The following is a 17,693-nucleotide window of genomic DNA, read 5'->3' on the forward strand; positions in this document are numbered from 1 at the left end:
TAGCCTTAGACCGTGTCTACTATGCCCAATCCCTTCGGCCAGGTGCTCGTCGCCCTGGTGACGCCCTTCACGCCCGACGGCGAGGTCGACTGGAACGATGTAGAGAAGCACATCGACCGCGTGATCTCCGACGGCGCCGACGGCATCGTCGTGACCGGTACGACGGGGGAGACATCCACCCTCACCGACCCCGAGAAGCTCAAGCTCGTCGAGGTCGCCAAGTCGGTCGCGGGCGGTCGCGCCAAGATCATCACCGGCGGCGGCTCGAACGAGACCGCGCACGCCATCGAGCTCGCGAAGAAGAGCGAGACGGCCGGCGCTGACGGCAACATGATCGTCACGCCCTACTACAACAAGCCGACCCAGGCCGGGGTGCTCACCCACTTCCGCATGATCGCCGACGCCACCGATCTGCCCGTCATCCTCTACGACATCCCGGGCCGCACCGGCATCCCGATCAAGTACGAGACCATTCTCCGCGCGGCGAAGCATCCGAACATCCTCGCCATCAAGGACGCGAAAGGCGACCTCGCCGAGGTGAGCCGCGTGCTCAACCAGACCGACCTCATCTACTTCTGCGGCGACGACGCCAACGTGCTTCCCAGCCTGTCGATCGGCGTGACCGGGCTCATCGGAGTGACGGCCAACATCGCCCCCACCCCGTACCGACACATGATCGACGCGGTGAACGCCGGCGACCTCGCCACGGCGACGGCCGCCCACAAGGCGCTCGAGCCGCTCGTGCGCGCCATCATGACCCACGTGCCCGGCACGGTCTCGACCAAGTACGTGCTGCACGGGCTCGGACGCATCGGTTCGCCCCGCGTGCGACTCCCGCTCGTCGGACCCGAGGAATGGGAAGCCGCGCAGATCGAAGACGAGATCGACCTCGTCAAGGACATCGCGGGCCTCGACTTCGGCAACTTCCGCCCCGACCGCAACGCGGCCGCCGGCGGCGCGCTGCCCAAGGTCGCCGGAACAACCCGCTAGACCCAGCAACACACAAACTTCTCCAAGGGGTGAGACCCCACCTGCTACAAGACAAAACCAAGGAACGCATGCCCTCCACTATCTACACGCCCGCCAAGCTCAAACCAGGCACCCTGCGCATCATCCCGATCGGTGGTCTCGGCGAGATCGGCCGCAACATGACCTCGTTCGAGATCGACGGAAAGATCCTGATCGTCGACTGCGGCGTGCTCTTCCCCGAAGAGCACCAGCCCGGCGTCGACCTGATCCTGCCCGACTTCAGCCCGATCAAGGACCGCCTCGACGACGTCATCGGCGTCGTGCTCACGCACGGCCACGAAGACCACATCGGCGCGGTCCCGTACCTGCTCAAGCTGCGCGCTGACATCCCGCTGATCGGCTCCACCCTCACGCTGGCGCTCATCGAGGCCAAGCTCAAAGAGCACCGCATCGTGCCGTACACGCTCACCGTCGCCGAGGGCGACAAGGAGCACATGGGCCCGTTCGACCTCGAGTTCATCGCCGTGAACCACTCGATCCCCGACGCCCTCGCCGTGGTCATCACCACGAAGGCCGGCACCGTGCTGCACACCGGCGACTTCAAGATGGACCAGTTGCCGCTCGACGACCGCATCACCGACCTGCGCGCGTTCGCCCGCGTCGGCGAGGCCGGACTCGACCTGTTCATGTCCGACTCGACCAACGCCGACGTTCCCGGGTTCACCCCCAACGAGCGCGACATCGGCCCCGTCCTCGAGTCGCTCATCGCCCGTTCGCCGCGCCGCGTCATCGTCGCCAGCTTCTCGAGCCACGTGCACCGCGTGCAGCAGGTGCTCGACGCCGCCCACGCCAACGACCGCAAGGTCGTGCTCATGGGCCGCTCGATGGTGCGCAACATGGGCATCGCCGCCGACCTCGGCTACCTCAAGGTTCCCGAGGGCGTGCTCATCGACGCGAAGAAGGCCGTCAACTTCCCCGACAACAAGCTCGTCTACATGTCGACCGGCAGCCAGGGCGAGCCCATGGCCGTGCTCTCGCGCATGGCCAACCAGGAGCACCAGATCGTGATCGGCAAGGGCGACACGATCATCCTCGCCTCGAGCCTGATCCCCGGCAACGAGAACGGCGTCTACCGCATGATCAACGGGCTGATGAAGCTCGGTGCGAACGTCATCCACAAGGGCAACGCCCGCGTGCACGTCTCCGGCCACGCCGCCGCCGGCGAGCTGCTCTACTGCTACAACATCCTCAAGCCGCGCAACGTGCTGCCGGTGCACGGCGAGCAGCGCCACCTCGTCGCGAACGCGAACCTCGCGATCCAGACGGGTGTGCCCGAGGAGAACACGTTCATCGCCGAAGACGGCACCGTGCTCGACATGCGCGACGGCTACGTCGCCAAGGTCGGCCAGCTCGACCTCGGCTTCGTCTACGTCGACGGTTCGAGCGTCGGCGAGATCACCGACGCCGACCTCAAGGACCGCCGCATCCTGTCTGAAGAGGGCTTCATCTCCATCTTCGTCGCCGTCGACAAGCAGACCGGAAAGGTGCTCGTCGGGCCCGAGATCCAGGCGCGCGGCTACGCCGAAGACGAGTCCGTCTTCGACGCCGTCATCCCGCAGGTCATCAAGGCCCTCGAGGACGCCGCCAACAACGGCACCCGCGACACCGTCGCCCTGCAGCAGGTCGTGCGTCGCACCGTCGGCCGCTGGGTCAACACCCAGCACCGCCGCAAGCCGATGATCGTCCCGGTCGTCATCGAGGCGTAACAGCGCTTCATCGAACGGCCCGGGGGAGTGGAGACACTCTCCCGGGTCGTTCTCGTTTCGTGACCGAAACGCGCCCTCGGTTCGATGAGTTTCAGTCCATACTTGCCGCATGAAGACGACTCGCCGGCCGAGTGCCGCAGCACTCCTCGTGGCCTTGGCCGCAACGCTCGCTGGCTGTAACAGCCAACCCTCGGCAGACGGGCCCGGCCCGGAGTCGAGCCCGACCTCGAGCGCGACGTCGCCCGCCGAGCCCGCGACCCGCCTCGCCCTCAGCGAACTGGTGGTCAGCCCGGCCGGCGTCGGTCCGCTTCTCGTCGGGCAGCCGGTCGCCGACGAACCCGAGGAGTCGGCCGTCGTCACCTGGGACCCGACGGGCTGCATCACCGCAGGCGTCCCGACCGTCGAGGGTGAGCCGTGGTCGGGGTACTGGAGATCGGCGTACGAGGATGCCGGCAATCCCGACGACAGGACGTTCACCGTCGTGACCAAGGACGGCGTCAAAGACGGGCCGATAGCGCGAGTGATCGTATACGGCGACGAACTCGCCACGGAGGAGGGCGTGCGGGTCGGATCGACCGTCGACGAGGTGCTCGCCGCCTACCCGGATGCGGTAGTCCAGCCGGGCCCGGCCGTCAGCCGGCTCTACGTCGTCGAGGGGGCGACGGGATCACTCTCCGTGGAGGTGGCGATCGACAGCCCAGAGCTGCCCGGCTACTGGGATGCCGCGCAGATCGACACCGTGCTCTGGATGGTCGTGTTCGACGCCTCCGACGAGGTGACGGCCGCGGCGGCCTCCGACACGATCGGCCCCTGCCCGGTGTGACGCCAGCGCCGTCGAAGTGCGACACGAATCATCCGTACGGCTGATTCGCCCTCGCCGGGCTGCTGCCCGCGATCGTCGCGGTGCCGCCCAGATCAACACACCTCCCGCCTAACCGGCCGCTGACGGCGGCCGAGGGTACCGTGAACGCATGGCTACGAGTACCAAACCGACCTCTCGTGCGCGCGCGACGTCGTCTCGAGCGCGCCCCGCGGCATCCGCTGCACAGAAGAACACGACCCAGAAGAACGCGCCGACCAAGAAGCTGCCCGCCACCAAGGCGGCGCCCAGCGACGAGCCGGGTCTGCTAAGCCGCGCCTACCTCGGGCTAGCCCACGTCGTGGGCGGCGCCGCCCGCGTGCTCGGCAAAGAGACCCTCGCGAAAGAGGAGCGCCGCGACGGCTTCCCCTTCTTCCTCTTCCTGCTCGCCGTCGTCGGCGCCGTGATCGAGTGGTTCAACCCGCTCGACCCTGTGGCCATCGCCCTCGACGCCTACACCTTCGGCGGCCTGTTCGGCCGCGTCGCGTTCGCCCTGCCCGTGATCATGCTGATCTTCGCGGTGTGGCTCTTCCGCCACCCCGCGAGCGTGCACGACAACGGTCGCATCGGCATCGGGCTCACCGTGCTGCTCACCACGATCAGCGCCCTGTGCCACATCTTCGGCGGGCAACCGAGCTGGCCGCTCGTGGCGTCGGAGATCGCCGCGGCCGGGGGAGTGCTCGGCTGGCTCCTCGCCGCGCCGCTCCTGCTCGCCACCGAGTGGGTCGCCGTGCCCGTGGTCGTCGTGCTGCTCGTGCTCTCGCTCTTCATCATCACGAAGACCCCGCCGAACCGCGTCGGTTCGCGCCTGCGCGAGCTCTACGCGTACCTGTTCGGCGCAGAGCTCGACGAGCCGGAGAAGCCGGCCGGCAAGGCGGGCAAGAACGCGGAGATCGCCGCCGCATCCGACAAGTTCGGCTCGCTCGGCGACCTCGGCGTCGACAACGACTACGACGCCGACCCGGCCAGCGTGCCGTGGTGGCGTCGCAGCAAGACCGAACAGCGCACCGACCAGGCCGCGTTCGACTCTCCCGTCGTCGCGACCGGCGCCACAGACGTGCTCGACCTCAACCACGCCAAGGACGGCGAGTTCGGCATCGAGCTGCTCGAAGAACTGGTGCGCGCCGAAGAGGCGGTCAAACGGTTCACCGGCGAGGTCGAGACGGGCGTCGTCACCGCGATGCGCGAAGACACGCCGACCGCGGTCGCACCGCTTCCCGGCTTCACCACCACCACGAGCGAGAAGGGCAACGCCGGCGAGTTCGACGGCAGCGAGCAGCCCGCCCTGCGCGAGCCCAGCCCGATGGCCACCCACCGCGGCCCCAGCGCCCCGTACCGCCTCCCCGCCGCCGCCATGCTCACGCCCGGCACCCCGCCCAAGTCGAGAAGCGCCGCCAACGACGAGGTGGTCGCCTCGATCACAGAGGTGCTGCGCCAGTTCCAGGTGGATGCCTCGGTGACCGGTTTCAGCCGCGGCCCGTCCGTCACCCGCTACGAGCTCGAACTCGGCCCCGGCGTCAAGGTCGAGCGAGTCACCGCGCTCGCCAAGAACATCAGCTACGCGGTCGCGAGCAACGAGGTCAACATCCTCTCGCCGATCCCCGGCAAGAGCGCCATCGGCGTCGAGATCCCCAACAAAGACCGCGAGATCGTGTCCCTCGGCGATGTGCTGACCTCCGGGGCATCCACTCGCAGCACGCACCCCATGACCATCGGGCTCGGAAAAGACGTCGAGGGCGGATTCGTCGTCGCCAACCTCGCGAAGATGCCCCACCTCCTCGTCGCCGGCTCCACCGGCTCGGGCAAGTCGAGCTTCGTCAACTCCATGATCACCTCGGTGCTCATGCGCGCCACGCCCGCCGAGGTGCGCATGGTGCTCATCGACCCCAAGCGAGTCGAGCTGTCGATCTACGCCGGGGTCCCGCACCTCATCACGCCCATCATCACGAACCCGAAGAAGGCAGCCGAAGCGCTCGCCTGGGTCGTGAAGGAGATGGACATGCGCTACGACGACCTCGCCAGCTTCGGGTTCCGCCACATCGACGACTTCAACAAGGCCGTCATCGCGAACGAGATCGTGCTGCCCGTCGGCAGCGAGCGCAGGCTCTCGCCGTACCCGTACCTGCTGGTGGTCGTCGACGAGCTCGCCGACCTGATGATGGTCGCCCCCCGAGACGTCGAAGACTCCATCGTGCGCATCACCCAGCTCGCCCGTGCATCCGGAATCCACCTCGTGCTCGCCACCCAGCGTCCCAGCGTCGACGTCGTCACCGGTCTGATCAAGGCCAACGTCCCGTCGCGGCTCGCCTTCGCGGTGTCGAGCATGACCGACTCCCGCGTCATCCTCGACCAGCCCGGCGCCGACAAGCTGATCGGCCAGGGCGACGCGCTCTTCCTGCCGATGGGCACCTCGAAGGCCATCCGCGTGCAGGGCGCCTGGGTGCAGGAGAGCGAGATCGCCGCGGTCGTCGCACACGTCATCGCGCAGGCGCAGCCCGATTACCGCGAAGACGTCGCGGTCACCGTCGAGAAGAAGGTCGTCGACGCCGATATCGGCGACGACCTCGAACTGCTCCTCGCCGCGACCGAGCTCATCGTCAGCACCCAGTTCGGCTCGACCTCGATGCTGCAGCGCAAGCTGCGCGTCGGGTTCGCCAAGGCCGGGCGGCTCATGGACCTGCTCGAGTCGCGCGAGATCGTCGGACCCTCCGAGGGATCCAAGGCCCGCGACGTGCTCGTCACCGTGGAACAGCTGCCGGCCGTGCTGGCTCGTCTGCGCGGCGGCGACGAGCCGGGTGCGCCCGTGCAGCCGGGCTCCGTGCAGCCGGGTGCGCCCGTTCAGCCGGGCTCCGTGGCCCACGCCGCTGCCCCCGCCGCGACCCTCGCCCCCGACAGCCTGCTGCGCCGCGATCTCGTCGAAGAGAGTTTCGACGGTTACGATGAGGTCGAGGCTCCGTCAGAAGACGACGCCTGGAACCTGACTGACCGGGAGTAACTTCGTGTCGACTGAACCGGTAGACGGCACGACCCCGCACCCTCCCCGCAAGAGCACCATGTCAGGCCGGGTGTGGCGCGCCGGCGACGGGCCGGTGAGCAACGGCAACGTCCCGAACATCATCACGGTCGTGCGCATCCTGCTCGCGCCTGTCTTCGTCTACCTTCTCCTCCTCGACGACGGCGAACTCGGCGTCGTGCGGTGGATTGCCGCCATCCTGTTCATCGTGGCGATCGCCACCGACGGAATCGACGGGCACATCGCCCGCAGCCGCAACCTCGTGACCGACCTCGGGATCCTGCTCGATCCGATCGCCGACAAGATCCTCACCCTCAGCGCCCTCGTCGCGCTCTCCATCCTGGGCGAGCTCTGGTGGTGGGTGACCATCGTCATCCTCGTGCGCGAGATCGGTATCACCGTTTACCGGTTCGCCGTGCTCAGCAAGGTAGTCATCCCCGCCTCCAAGGGAGGCAAGCTCAAGACGCTCGCACAGGCCGTCGCGATCTCGCTCTTCCTCGTGCCGCTGGTCACCGTTCTGGGCGAGTGGGTGCTCTGGGTCAATTGGATCGCCATGGCGATCGCCTTCGTGCTCACCGTCTACACCGGCATCGAATACCTCGTGCAGGCCGCGCGTGCCCGCCGCGCCTGACGACGACGCCTCGCGCGTAGACGCCACCCGCGACGCCGGGACTCTTAGCGACGTCGCCGCACGCGCCGACGTCGCCGCACGCGCCGACGTCGCCGCCGCGCTCGTCGCCTTGCTCACCGCACGCGGTCTGACGATCGCCGTCGCCGAGTCCCTCACCGGTGGTCTGCTCGTCGCCGAGCTCGTGCGCGTGCCGGGCGCATCGGTCGTCGTCGTCGGGGGAGTGGTCGCCTACGACACGGCGATCAAGCACAGCCTGCTCGGGGTCGACGCCGACCTCCTCGCGCGCCGCGGAGCCGTCGATCCCGAGGTCGCCCGCCAGATGGCGGTCGGCGTGCGCACCGCGCTCGCGGTCGACGGTCGCGCCGCAGACATCGGAATCTCGACCACCGGCGTGGCCGGACCCGACCCGCAAGACGGCAAGCCCGTGGGAACCGTCTACCTCGGCTTCGCTATCGGCGACGAGGTCGTCGACGCCGCGCTCGCCCTGACCGGCGATCGTGATGGCATCCGATCGGCCGTCGTCTCCGAATCACTCATAAGGCTGCACCGGATGCTCGAACGATGAGCCCGGGAATACCGGGAGTTTCAATCTCGTTACATAAATCGGATTAACAAGCGCCACACAGAGTGCTCTGGTTAGAGTACTTACGTATCGGCGGTTGTAGTGTTACTGCTCCAAGAGTTTGTGGGCTCCCACAGAACGCGGTTCAGGGCAATGAGTCTTAGAGGAGGATCCAATGGTTCTAGTACGTCAAGAAATCGGTGATGTTCTCCGCGACTTCCGTTTGCAGAAGGGGCGCACTCTTCGCCAGGTCGCGAGCAAGGCGAGCGTAGCGCTCGGATACCTCAGCGAGGTAGAACGAGGACAGAAAGAGGCGAGCTCCGAGATTCTCGCATCTGTCGCGGAGGCCCTCGAGACCCCTATCTCGGTCATCATGCGCGAGGTGGGCGACCGTCTGGCGATCATCGAGGGAGTCTCCCTCGCAACGACGATCCCCGACACGCTGCCGGACGAACTCGTCGCAGAGTTCGACACGAACCTCGTCTCGCGCTGAGTCTCCTCCCTCATCCCTGATCCGCACGAACACCCCGGCAGTCGCCGGGGTGTTCGTCGTTTAACGAGCGTTCGGGTTGGACGAACACGTTCGATAAGAGGTTCGGATGCTGCGCCGCTGACACCGAGCGGACGCTGCCGGCGCACTGAGGTTAGGGTTGACCGGTGCGATTGAGTGAATTCCGGATAGCCGTCGAAGAAGAGTTCGGCGAGGCATACGGGCGCGTCATCACGAACGACCTCGTGCTCGGCGACGTCGGCGGACTCACCGCCGAGCAGGCGATCAAGGCCGGTTTCCCGCCGCGTGCCATCTGGAACGCCCTGTGCGACGCCAGCGACGTTCCCGCCGACCGTCGATACGGCGTCGGCCTGCGCGAGACTCGGGACTAGTCGCTTCGAGTTAGCAAGGCACCCGTCGATCATCGCTCGTCCACGAGCAGGCATTGTTGGGTGCGCATCCACGAGTTGTAGGGCTCGCATCGTCGAGCTCGCATCGTCGGGCGGGCACGTGTCGGTTAGTCGGCCCCACTCAGAATGGCATCTCCTGGTCGGGGTCGTCGGGTGTGTTCCAGCTGTCGTCGGTGGTGGTCTCGGGTTTCTCGGTGTCGGGTTTCTGGTCGGCGAGTGCTTCGACGAAGGCGGGTGAGAGTCGGCGGTGTGGTGCGACTTTTCTGATCCGGCCGCAGGGGGATACCCACATCTTGTCGCCGTCGGGGAGTTTGACCATGGTCCACCTGGTGTTGTGGACGGTGCGGTGGTCTGATTCGCAGAGGAGGGCGGAGTTGGCGAGGGAGGTGTCGCGGGTGTCGGCCCATTGTCCGGGGTGGTGTCCGTGGGACTCGCCGGCGGTGGCGTCGCACCAGGGGGCGGTGCAGGTCCCGTCGACGAGTTCCACGGCCCGGCGGAGGGACTTCGGCAGGTACCGGTACCGGTCGTCGAAGGCGATCACGGTGCCGGTGATCGGGTCGGTGAGCAGCCGGTAGAAGCCGGGTGCGTCGGCGACGAGCCTTCGGGCGGTGGCCGGGTCGATCGGGATGCTGCCGTCGAGGGTCGCCGGGGCGGTGTCTTGGCCGAGGAGGGTGAGGACGGGGATCTCGATGTGGACCTGGGCGGTGATGCCGTGCCCGAGCCGCCGACCCGAGCCCGCAGCGCCGTCGCCGCTGGGGAGGGCGTCGTCGGTGACGGCGCAGAGGTCGCCCTCGAGGAGGATCGCGGTGGCCACGTCCGCCCGTCGTTGCGCCAGGGTGCGGGGGTCGCCTTGGAAGGTGGGGAGGGCGATGGCGGTGACCCGGTTGTAGATCGCGGCGACCACCTCGGTGGAGTCGCGGATGGTGAGGAACCCGATACCGTCCTCCCCGGGCTCCAGGGTCACGCTGCGGAACGCTGCCGCCCTCTCGTGACGCTCCTCCATCGACTCCGTGTGCAGCCGCTCCCTGGCCTGCAACACCTTGCGGCGGAAGGCGGAGTAGATCAGGGTCTTCGCCCACGGCAGCACCTCCTGTTCGAACGCTCCGCGGGACTGCTCCGGCAGGGACCAGGCGGTGGAGGCGATCAACCGGGCGTGCTCGTAGCGGACCGTGCCGGTGTGCAGGGCCTCCAAGGTCGCGGGCAGGTCGGTCACCAGGGTGCGGCTCTCCTGGATCAGGTGCCGGGCGGCGTTCTTCGACAGGGTGAATGCCGCCGCGACCTCGGTCGCCAGCTCCACCGCGGCCCGGTTCCGGATCGACCAGCCCGCCTCCTGCCCGACGTTCGCCCGCAGCTCCGGCGGCCGGGACAGGTCGTCGGCCTCCTCCTCGGCGGCGACCATCACCGAGATGCGCCGCAGCTCCTCGATACCCACCGCACGACGCGCCGCCGACACCGCGAGCTGCCGGTCCGCGACCTCGGCGTCGTCGAGGAACCTCCCCAGCAGCATCTGCCTCTGCACGTGCGGAGACAGGGTGCGCGGGTCGGGCATCGACTCCCACTCCGGCGGCGGCTCAAACAATGGCGCCCCGAAGGACGACGATGCGAAGGACGACGGTGCGGAGAAGGACCCGGGAGCCAGGTCGTCGGGCGGCGGCTCGAACGTCGGATCGTCCTGCAGCACCGGCGCCGGCCCCGGCCCCGTGTCATCCGCGATATCGGTGATTGTCATACCCACATTTTCCCACATTAGAACACGTGTTCGAGTGAATGTGGCCGAAACTGTGGAGAATACCGGGTGCCTGTGGAAAACAGCTCAGGCGATAGTCGCGACAATACTTCTGCGAAACGCCGGTCGAATTCGTTCGAACATTCGTTCGCATCTCTGTAGACTCCTACACAGCTTCTATCGAAGACGGTTTGTCCACCGACCGCGCGATGTACGACGCAATGTCGTACCCCACGCATACGGTTGAGACAACTGAAACAGCCTTTGTCGGGAGGCTGCGGACCTTGCATCATCGGTCCTCAGCGAACCGACAGCCTATGGGCAGCAACCTACGACTCCAAGGAGACACACAATGGCATCAGCAGCAGACCGCGAAAAAGCCCTCGACACCGCTCTCGCCCAGATCGACCGTCAGTTCGGCAAGGGCTCGGTCATGCGTCTCGGCAGCGACGAGCGCGCGCCTGTCGCCGTGATCCCCACGGGTTCGATCGCACTCGATGTCGCGCTCGGCATAGGCGGGCTTCCCCGCGGCCGCATCGTCGAGATCTACGGACCGGAGTCGTCGGGTAAGACCACCCTCACACTGCACGCCATCGCTAACGCCCAGCGCGCGGGAGGCATCGCCGCCTTCATCGACGCCGAGCACGCGCTCGACCCCGAGTACGCCCAGAAGCTCGGAGTCGATATCGATGCTCTGCTGGTCTCGCAGCCCGACACCGGCGAGCAGGCGCTCGAGATCGCCGACATGCTCGTGCGTTCCGGCTCCATCGACCTCGTCGTCATCGACTCCGTCGCGGCTCTCGTGCCGCGTGCCGAGATCGAGGGCGACATGGGAGACTCCCACGTCGGCCTTCAGGCTCGACTGATGTCACAGGCACTGCGCAAGCTCACCGGTGGTCTCAGCCAGACCAACACCACGATGATCTTCATCAACCAGCTGCGCGAGAAGATCGGCGTGATGTTCGGAAGCCCCGAGACGACCGCCGGTGGAAAGGCGCTGAAGTTCTACGCATCGGTGCGCCTCGACATCCGCCGCATCGAGACCTTGAAAGACGGCACAGAGGCCTATGGCAACCGCACGCGCGTCAAGGTGGTCAAGAACAAGATGGCCCCGCCGTTCAAGCAGGCGGAGTTCGACATCCTCTACGGCGTCGGCATCTCTCGTGAGGGCAGCCTGATCGACTTCGGCGTCGAGCACGAGATCGTGCGCAAGTCCGGCGCTTGGTACACCTACGACGGCGACCAGCTCGGCCAGGGCAAAGACAACTCGCGCAAGTTCCTGCTCGAGAACCCCGAGATCGCTGCCGAGATCGAGGGCAAGATCATGCTCAAGCTGGGCATCGGTGCCGAGGGCAAGGCGGCGAAGGACATCGCCGACAAGGCGGCTGCAGTAGCGCGCTCCGAGGCGAACGCGGCGAAGCTCGCCGCGGCTGCCGAGAAGACGGCGAAGGCTGCCGGCGCTGCGGCGCTCAAGGTATCGAAGGCCGACGCCGCAGCCGCACCCAAGGGTGCCGCCGCTCGGGCCGGTGCCCAGAGCGTCGCCGAGCGCGCGGACGCCGAGCTGCTCAAGGCCGTAGGGGAGTAATCGTGGAGCGTTCCGACGGCCGCCTGGCGACGGTCAGCTACCTGTTCGGTGCATCTGCGCCGTCAGACCAGGCGCCGTCGGAACGTGAGAATGCCGAAACGGATGTTGCGGACAGCACTGTTGCGGACAGCCCCGTATCGAACGGCGACGTCGCGAACGGCGACGTCGCGAACGGCGACCTCGCGAACGGCGACGCCGCGAGTGTCGAGGCCGTAAACGGCACGGCCGCACACAGCGACACCCCGGTCGGCGATACCGCCGGGCCGGCCGCGAACGGTCGCACTCCGGCATCCGGCTGGTACATCGAGCCGGGCGGTGCCGACGAGGTATCGTCGCGCGACGACGAACCCGTCGAGGAAGAGCCCGAGCCGGAGGCCGCGGCGATCGCTGCCGCTCGGCGCTTCCTCTCCCTCGTCGAGAGCGGATCCGCAGGCAAGGCACAGTCGCAGGAAGGGGTCGCGGCAGGCAGCACGTCGGTCGAGACTCCCCATGCTCGGTCGTCGTCCGGCGTGCGTTTCGTCGAAGACACCGAGGCCGAGACCCCCAAGCCGCCGCCGGTGCGCAAGGCGAGCATCAACGCCCTCGCCCGCAAGGGCATGTCGAGCGCCGAGATGGTGTCCCTGCTCGAGAACCGTGAGATCGAACCGGAGGAGGTCGCGGCCGAGGTCGAGCGCCTCGAGCGCGCCGGGCTGCTCGACGACCGCGTGCTGGCCGAAGACCTCGTACGGACGCTGCGCGACCGCAAGGGGCTCGGCAAGTCCGCGATCACGGCCGAGCTGCGTCGCCGTCGCGTCGATCAGACCGCGATCGAGGAGGCACTCGAGAGCGTAGACGTCGACGACGAGCTCGAACGTGCGACCGAGGTCGCCGTCAAGCGCGCCGGACAGCTGAGCTCCTACGACCGTGCGACGGCCGAGCGTCGACTCAGCGCGTTCCTCCAGCGTCGTGGCTACTCCGGCAGCGTCGTGGGCGCGGCGGTCAACGCGGCGCTCGGACCGGTCGGTCCGCGCTTCCGTTGAGGCCGTCTGCGTCCTTTGCGAGCCGAGCCCGCTGAGGCCACCCTTCGGTGTTCCGCGCGCCGGGGAGATCTACACTTGGTTGCACTATGACCCTCGCCCCGCCCGCCCCCGTTCTGACTGAAAACGGCCCCGCAGATACCGCCCGCGCGCGCACGTACGAAGTGCGCACCTACGGCTGCCAGATGAACGTGCACGACTCCGAGCGTCTCAGCGGATCGCTCGAGGCGGCCGGTTACGTGAGGGCGACCGATGAGCAGGCCGACGTGGTCGTCATCAACACCTGCGCCGTGCGTGAGAACGCCGACAACAAGCTGTACGGCAACCTCGGCATGCTCGCCTCGGTGAAGAAGGTGCACGAGGGCATGCAGATCGCGGTCGGCGGGTGCCTCGCTCAGAAGGACAAGTCGGTCATCCTCGAGAAGGCGCCCTGGGTCGATGTCGTCTTCGGCACCCACAACATGGGTGCCCTGCCCACTCTGCTCGAGCGGGCACGCCACAACGACGAGGCGCAGATTGAGATCCTCGAATCCCTCGACGTGTTCCCCTCCACGCTGCCCACCCGCCGCGAGTCCACCTACAGCGGTTGGGTCTCCGTCTCAGTGGGCTGCAACAACACCTGTACCTTCTGCATCGTTCCGGCACTGCGCGGCAAAGAGAAAGACCGTCGTCCCGGCGACGTGCTCGCCGAGGTGCAGGCGCTCGTCGACGACGGCGCACTCGAGGTGACGCTGCTCGGCCAGACCGTCAACTCCTACGGCGTCGAGTTCGGCGACCGGCAGGCCTTCGGCAAGCTGCTGCGCGCCGCGGGAACCATCGACGGCCTCGAGCGCATCCGGTTCACCAGCCCGCACCCCGCCGCCTTCACCGACGACGTCATCGACGCCATGGCCGAGACGCCGGCCGTCATGCCGCAGCTGCACATGCCGTTGCAGTCGGGCTCCGACCGCATCCTCAAGGCGATGAAGCGCAGCTACCGCTCGGAGAAGTTCCTCGGAATCCTCGACCGGGTGCGCGCCAAGATCCCGAACGCGGCCATCAGCACCGACATCATCGTGGGCTTCCCCGGCGAGACCGAGGAAGACTTCCAGGACACGCTGCGCGTCGTCGAAGCGGCCCGCTTCGCATCGGCGTTCACGTTCCAGTACTCGATCCGCCCCGGCACCCCCGCGGCGACGATGGCCGACCAGGTGCCCAAAGAGGTCGTGCAGGAACGCTACGAGCGGCTGACCGCCCTGCAGGACCACATCTCCCGCGAGGAGAACCAGAAGCTCGTCGGCCAGATCGTCAACGTGCTCGTCTCAGCCGGCGAGGGAAAGCGCGACGCAGAACGCCACCGTCTCTCGGGCCGGGCGGAAGACTCCCGGCTCGTGCACTTCGACGTGCCGGAGGGCAGCGAGACGCCCCGCCCCGGCGATATCGTCACCGTGCGCATTAGCGAAGCCGCATCCTTCCACCTCATCGCCGACGCCGCGCCCCACGAGCAGCTGCTCATCCGCCGCACCCGTTCCGGCGACGCCTGGGACCGCGCAGAGGCCGAATCGTGCGGCGTGCCAGCACCCGCCGGCGTCGCCGCCGAGCCGGGCCGCGTGTCGCTCGGACTGCCCGGCTTGCGCATCGGTACGGGCCCCGGCGCTGCGCTGCCGCTGACGGCCGTGAGCACGAAGCGCGCCGACGCCGCGCGCACCCAGGCCGAGCGCACCGACACCGAGAGCACCGACGCGCCGCAGGTGTCGACCACCCCGATCTACGACATGCTCGATGGCGAGCGTTGAACACCCGGGTGCCGCGCTGATCGTCGCACCATGCTGATCGTCGTGGTGGGCGCCACGGGCACGGGCAAGTCCGGGCTCTCGCTCGACCTCGCCGAATCGCTCACCGCCCAGGGGCAGCCCGTCGAGATCGTGAACGCCGACGCCATGCAGCTGTACCGCGGCATGGACATCGGCACGGCGAAGCTCCCACTCGACGAGCGACGCGGCATCCCGCACCACATGCTCGACGTGCTCGACGTGCGTGACGAGGCCAGCGTCGCCGATTATCAGACGGATGCGCGGCAGGCCATCGCCGCCATCGAATCGCGCGGCGCCTGGCCGATCCTCGTGGGCGGCTCCGGACTCTACGTCTCGAGCGTCATCTACGACTTCCGCTTCCCCGGCACCGACCCGGAGATCCGCGAGCGGCTCGAGGCCGACCTCGTGCGCGTCGGGCCCGGACTGATGCACAGGCGGCTGGTCGCGGTCGACCCCGCGGCGGCCGCCGCGATCGGCCCGAGCAACGGCCGCAGGCTCGTTCGCGCGCTCGAGGTGGTCGAGATGACCGGCGAGCCATTCGGCGCCGGCCTACCCGGCGACGAGGCGCTCTGGCGCCCCGCCACGATCCTCGGACTGCGCGCGCCACGCGACGAGCTCGTGCCCCTGCTCGACGCCCGCGTCGAACAGATGTGGCAGCACGGCATCGTCGACGAGATGGCCGCGCTGCTGCCGCGCGAGCTCGGAATCACCGCCTCCCGCGCCATCGGCTACGCCCAGGCGGCGGCGCAGCTGCGCGGCGAGATGACCGAGCGCGAGGCCGTCGAGCAGACGCAGCTGTTCACCCGCAAGTACGCCAGACGCCAGGTGAGCTGGTTCCGCCGCTACGACGCGATCCACTGGCTCGACTACGACGACCCGCAGCGACTGCCCAGCGCACTGGATAGGCTTGCACGGTGACTACTCTGCACTTCACCAAGGGCCACGGCACCGGCAACGACTTCGTGCTGTACTCCGATCCCGACGGCGCCATCGACCTCAGCCCCGCGCAGGTCGCCGCGATCGCCGACCGCCACTTCGGCGTCGGCGCCGACGGAATCCTCCGCGCCGTGCGCTCTATGCACATCCCCGAGGGCGCGGAGGCCCTCGCCGAAGACGACACCGCCGAGTGGTTCATGGACTACCGCAACTCCGACGGCAGTCTCTCCGAGATGTGCGGCAACGGCATCCGCGTGTTCGCCCGCTACCTCATCGAGAACGGCCTCGCGACCCTCGAGCCCGGCGACACGCTCGCCATCGGCACCCGCGCCGGCGTGCGCGACGTACAGCGCAACCTCAGCGGCTTCCAGGTGGACCTGGGCCGCTGGCGTCTCGAGGGCGGAGAACCGCTCGTGCGCGCCAAGAACCTCGCCGTCGCACGCCCGGGGCTCGGCATCAACGTGGGCAACCCGCACGTCGTGGTGGCCGTGGCGAGCGAGGAGGAGCTCGAGAGCGCCGACCTGAGCTTCATCCCGCAGCTCGACCCGGAGGCGCCCGACGGCGCCAACGTCGAGTTCGTGCTGCCCGCCGACCCCATGATCAAGGACGGCGTCGGCTACATCCGCATGCGCGTGCACGAGCGCGGCAGCGGCGAGACCCTGTCGTGCGGAACCGGAGCGGCCGCGGCCGCCCTGGCCACCCGCCACTGGGCCGGCAAGGGAGCGCCCAACCAGTGGAAGGTCGAGGTGCCCGGCGGCACCGTCGGCGTTCGTATGTTCCCGACCGAAGACGGCGAGCACGTCTCGCTGAGCGGCCCCGCCGACCTCGTGTTCGAGGGCGAACTCCGCATCTGACCGCGCAGCCTCACCCGGGGCGGATCCGCCCCGGCACACCGACGAAAAGGACCGCACCGTGCTCCCTCTGAAACTCGGATACAAGGCCAGCGCCGAGCAGTTCGCCCCGCGTGAGCTCGTCGAGATCGCCGTCGCCGCCGAGGGGCACGGGTTCGAGTCGGTGATGGTGAGCGATCACTTCCAGCCCTGGCGGCACACCGGCGGGCACGCGCCGTTCTCGCTCGCGTGGATGGCCGCGGTGGGGGAGCGCACCAGTTCGATCCAGATCGGAACGTCGGTGATGACCCCGACCTTCCGCTACAACCCCGCCGTGATCGCCCAGGCCTTCGCTACCCTCGGCTCGCTCTACCCCGGGCGCATCATCCTCGGTGTGGGCACGGGCGAGGCGCTCAACGAGATCGCAACGGGCTTCCGCGGCGCGGGTGAGCAGGACTGGCCCGAGTTCAAGGAGCGCTACGCCCGGCTGCGCGAGGCGATCACGCTGATGCGGCAGCTGTGGACCGAAGACCAGGTGAGCTTCGACGGCGAGTACTACTCGACGCACGATGCGAGCATCTATGACAGGCCGGATGAACCGATCCCGGTGTACATCGCCGCCGGCGGGCCGCTCGTGGCCGGCTACGCCGGGCGCGCGGGTGACGGTTTCATCTGCACCTCGGGCAAGGGCATGGACCTCTACACGGAGAAGCTGCTTCCCGCCGTGGTGGCGGGCGCGGAGAAGGCCGGCCGCGACGTGGCATCCATCGACCACACGATCGAGATCAAGCTCTCCTACGACACCGACCCCGCCGCCGCCCTCGAGAACACCCGGTTCTGGGCGCCGCTCTCGCTGTCGAAGGAGGAGAAGCACGACATCACCGACCCGGTGGAGATGGAGCGCGCGGCCGACGCGTTGCCCATCGAGCAGGTGGCGTCGCGGTGGATCGTCGGATCCGACCCCGACGAGACGGTGGAACGGATCGGCGAGTACATCGACGCGGGCTTCAACCACCTCGTCTTCCACGCCCCCGGCCACGACCAGCGGCGGTTCATGGAGTCGTTCGAGCGCGACCTCGCGCCGCGGCTGCGAGCTCGGTAGACGCA

At 68.1% G+C, this 17,693-nt stretch carries 15 protein-coding genes; 14 read left to right on the forward strand and 1 reads right to left on the reverse strand.

Features of this window, described 5'->3' with window-relative positions:
- Positions 1 to 21 precede the first annotated feature (21 nt).
- The 8 genes from dapA (at position 22) to ABIE21_RS02270 (ending at position 8,682) form a co-directional block, all read left to right on the forward strand.
- Positions 22 to 990, forward strand: coding sequence for a 4-hydroxy-tetrahydrodipicolinate synthase (gene dapA, locus ABIE21_RS02235; RefSeq protein WP_436232315.1), 969 nt, complete (start codon positions 22 to 24; stop codon positions 988 to 990).
- 68 nt (positions 991 to 1,058) lie between these two features.
- Positions 1,059 to 2,735, forward strand: a complete 1,677-nt coding sequence (locus ABIE21_RS02240) for a ribonuclease J (protein WP_354023155.1) — start codon at positions 1,059 to 1,061, stop codon at positions 2,733 to 2,735.
- A gap of 109 nt (positions 2,736 to 2,844) precedes the next feature.
- Positions 2,845 to 3,558, forward strand: a complete 714-nt coding sequence (locus tag ABIE21_RS02245; RefSeq protein WP_354023156.1) for a hypothetical protein — start codon at positions 2,845 to 2,847, stop codon at positions 3,556 to 3,558.
- A 148-nt stretch (positions 3,559 to 3,706) separates the two neighbouring features.
- On the forward strand, positions 3,707 to 6,589 hold the full coding sequence (locus ABIE21_RS02250) for an FtsK/SpoIIIE family DNA translocase (RefSeq protein ID WP_354023157.1): 2,883 nt from the start codon (positions 3,707 to 3,709) through the stop codon (positions 6,587 to 6,589).
- A 58-nt stretch (positions 6,590 to 6,647) separates the two neighbouring features.
- A complete protein-coding gene (pgsA, locus tag ABIE21_RS02255; RefSeq protein ID WP_354024387.1) occupies positions 6,648 to 7,238 on the forward strand; it encodes a CDP-diacylglycerol--glycerol-3-phosphate 3-phosphatidyltransferase in 591 nt (196 codons plus the stop codon).
- Entirely contained in the window at positions 7,222 to 7,803 is a 582-nt protein-coding gene (locus ABIE21_RS02260) for a CinA family protein (RefSeq protein ID WP_354023158.1), read from the forward strand. The genes pgsA and ABIE21_RS02260 overlap by 17 nt, the downstream gene beginning before the upstream one ends.
- 172 nt (positions 7,804 to 7,975) lie before the next feature.
- The gene (locus ABIE21_RS02265; protein WP_354023159.1) at positions 7,976 to 8,293 is read left to right on the forward strand and encodes a helix-turn-helix domain-containing protein; all 318 of its coding nucleotides are present in this window, start codon (positions 7,976 to 7,978) and stop codon (positions 8,291 to 8,293) included.
- Positions 8,294 to 8,457: 164 nt separating this feature from the next.
- The gene (locus ABIE21_RS02270) at positions 8,458 to 8,682 is read left to right on the forward strand and encodes a DUF3046 domain-containing protein (protein ID WP_354023160.1); all 225 of its coding nucleotides are present in this window, start codon (positions 8,458 to 8,460) and stop codon (positions 8,680 to 8,682) included.
- 139 nt (positions 8,683 to 8,821) lie between these two features.
- Here ABIE21_RS02270 and ABIE21_RS02275 read toward each other — a convergent pair whose 3' ends face one another.
- Complete coding sequence (locus tag ABIE21_RS02275; protein ID WP_354023161.1) at positions 8,822 to 10,429, reverse strand: HNH endonuclease signature motif containing protein; 1,608 nt, start codon at positions 10,427 to 10,429, stop codon at positions 8,822 to 8,824.
- A 349-nt stretch (positions 10,430 to 10,778) separates the two neighbouring features.
- Between ABIE21_RS02275 and recA the strand changes: the two genes are divergently transcribed.
- From recA to fgd, 6 genes are all read left to right on the forward strand, one after another.
- Positions 10,779 to 12,011 (forward strand): recombinase RecA, encoded by a 1,233-nt coding sequence (gene recA / locus ABIE21_RS02280; RefSeq protein WP_354023162.1) that lies wholly within the window; start codon positions 10,779 to 10,781, stop codon positions 12,009 to 12,011.
- A gap of 2 nt (positions 12,012 to 12,013) precedes the next feature.
- Entirely contained in the window at positions 12,014 to 13,030 is a 1,017-nt protein-coding gene (locus ABIE21_RS02285) for a regulatory protein RecX (RefSeq protein ID WP_354023163.1), read from the forward strand.
- Between the two features lie 86 nt (positions 13,031 to 13,116).
- On the forward strand, positions 13,117 to 14,802 hold the full coding sequence (miaB, locus tag ABIE21_RS02290) for a tRNA (N6-isopentenyl adenosine(37)-C2)-methylthiotransferase MiaB (protein ID WP_354023164.1): 1,686 nt from the start codon (positions 13,117 to 13,119) through the stop codon (positions 14,800 to 14,802).
- Between the two features lie 30 nt (positions 14,803 to 14,832).
- A complete protein-coding gene (gene miaA / locus ABIE21_RS02295) occupies positions 14,833 to 15,738 on the forward strand; it encodes a tRNA (adenosine(37)-N6)-dimethylallyltransferase MiaA (RefSeq protein WP_354023165.1) in 906 nt (301 codons plus the stop codon).
- Complete coding sequence (dapF, locus tag ABIE21_RS02300) at positions 15,735 to 16,610, forward strand: diaminopimelate epimerase (RefSeq protein WP_354023166.1); 876 nt, start codon at positions 15,735 to 15,737, stop codon at positions 16,608 to 16,610. Before miaA ends, dapF begins: the two co-directional genes overlap by 4 nt.
- Positions 16,611 to 16,668: 58 nt before the next feature.
- Complete coding sequence (gene fgd / locus ABIE21_RS02305) at positions 16,669 to 17,688, forward strand: glucose-6-phosphate dehydrogenase (coenzyme-F420) (protein WP_354023167.1); 1,020 nt, start codon at positions 16,669 to 16,671, stop codon at positions 17,686 to 17,688.
- Positions 17,689 to 17,693 lie beyond the last annotated feature (5 nt).

The sequence above is a fragment of the Conyzicola nivalis genome, from assembly GCF_040548875.1.
Taxonomy (GTDB): domain Bacteria; phylum Actinomycetota; class Actinomycetes; order Actinomycetales; family Microbacteriaceae; genus Conyzicola; species Conyzicola nivalis_A.

Coding starts and splice junctions, on each gene's coding strand:
- dapA (WP_436232315.1), top strand. CDS start 22: ATGCCCAATCCCTTCGGCCAGGTGCTCGTCGCCCTGGTGACGCCCTTC.
- ABIE21_RS02240 (WP_354023155.1), top strand. CDS start 1,059: ATGCCCTCCACTATCTACACGCCCGCCAAGCTCAAACCAGGCACCCTG.
- ABIE21_RS02245 (WP_354023156.1), top strand. CDS start 2,845: ATGAAGACGACTCGCCGGCCGAGTGCCGCAGCACTCCTCGTGGCCTTG.
- ABIE21_RS02250 (WP_354023157.1), top strand. CDS start 3,707: ATGGCTACGAGTACCAAACCGACCTCTCGTGCGCGCGCGACGTCGTCT.
- pgsA (WP_354024387.1), top strand. CDS start 6,648: ATGTCAGGCCGGGTGTGGCGCGCCGGCGACGGGCCGGTGAGCAACGGC.
- ABIE21_RS02265 (WP_354023159.1), top strand. CDS start 7,976: ATGGTTCTAGTACGTCAAGAAATCGGTGATGTTCTCCGCGACTTCCGT.
- ABIE21_RS02275 (WP_354023161.1), bottom strand. CDS start 10,429: ATGACAATCACCGATATCGCGGATGACACGGGGCCGGGGCCGGCGCCG.
- recA (WP_354023162.1), top strand. CDS start 10,779: ATGGCATCAGCAGCAGACCGCGAAAAAGCCCTCGACACCGCTCTCGCC.
- miaB (WP_354023164.1), top strand. CDS start 13,117: ATGACCCTCGCCCCGCCCGCCCCCGTTCTGACTGAAAACGGCCCCGCA.
- miaA (WP_354023165.1), top strand. CDS start 14,833: ATGCTGATCGTCGTGGTGGGCGCCACGGGCACGGGCAAGTCCGGGCTC.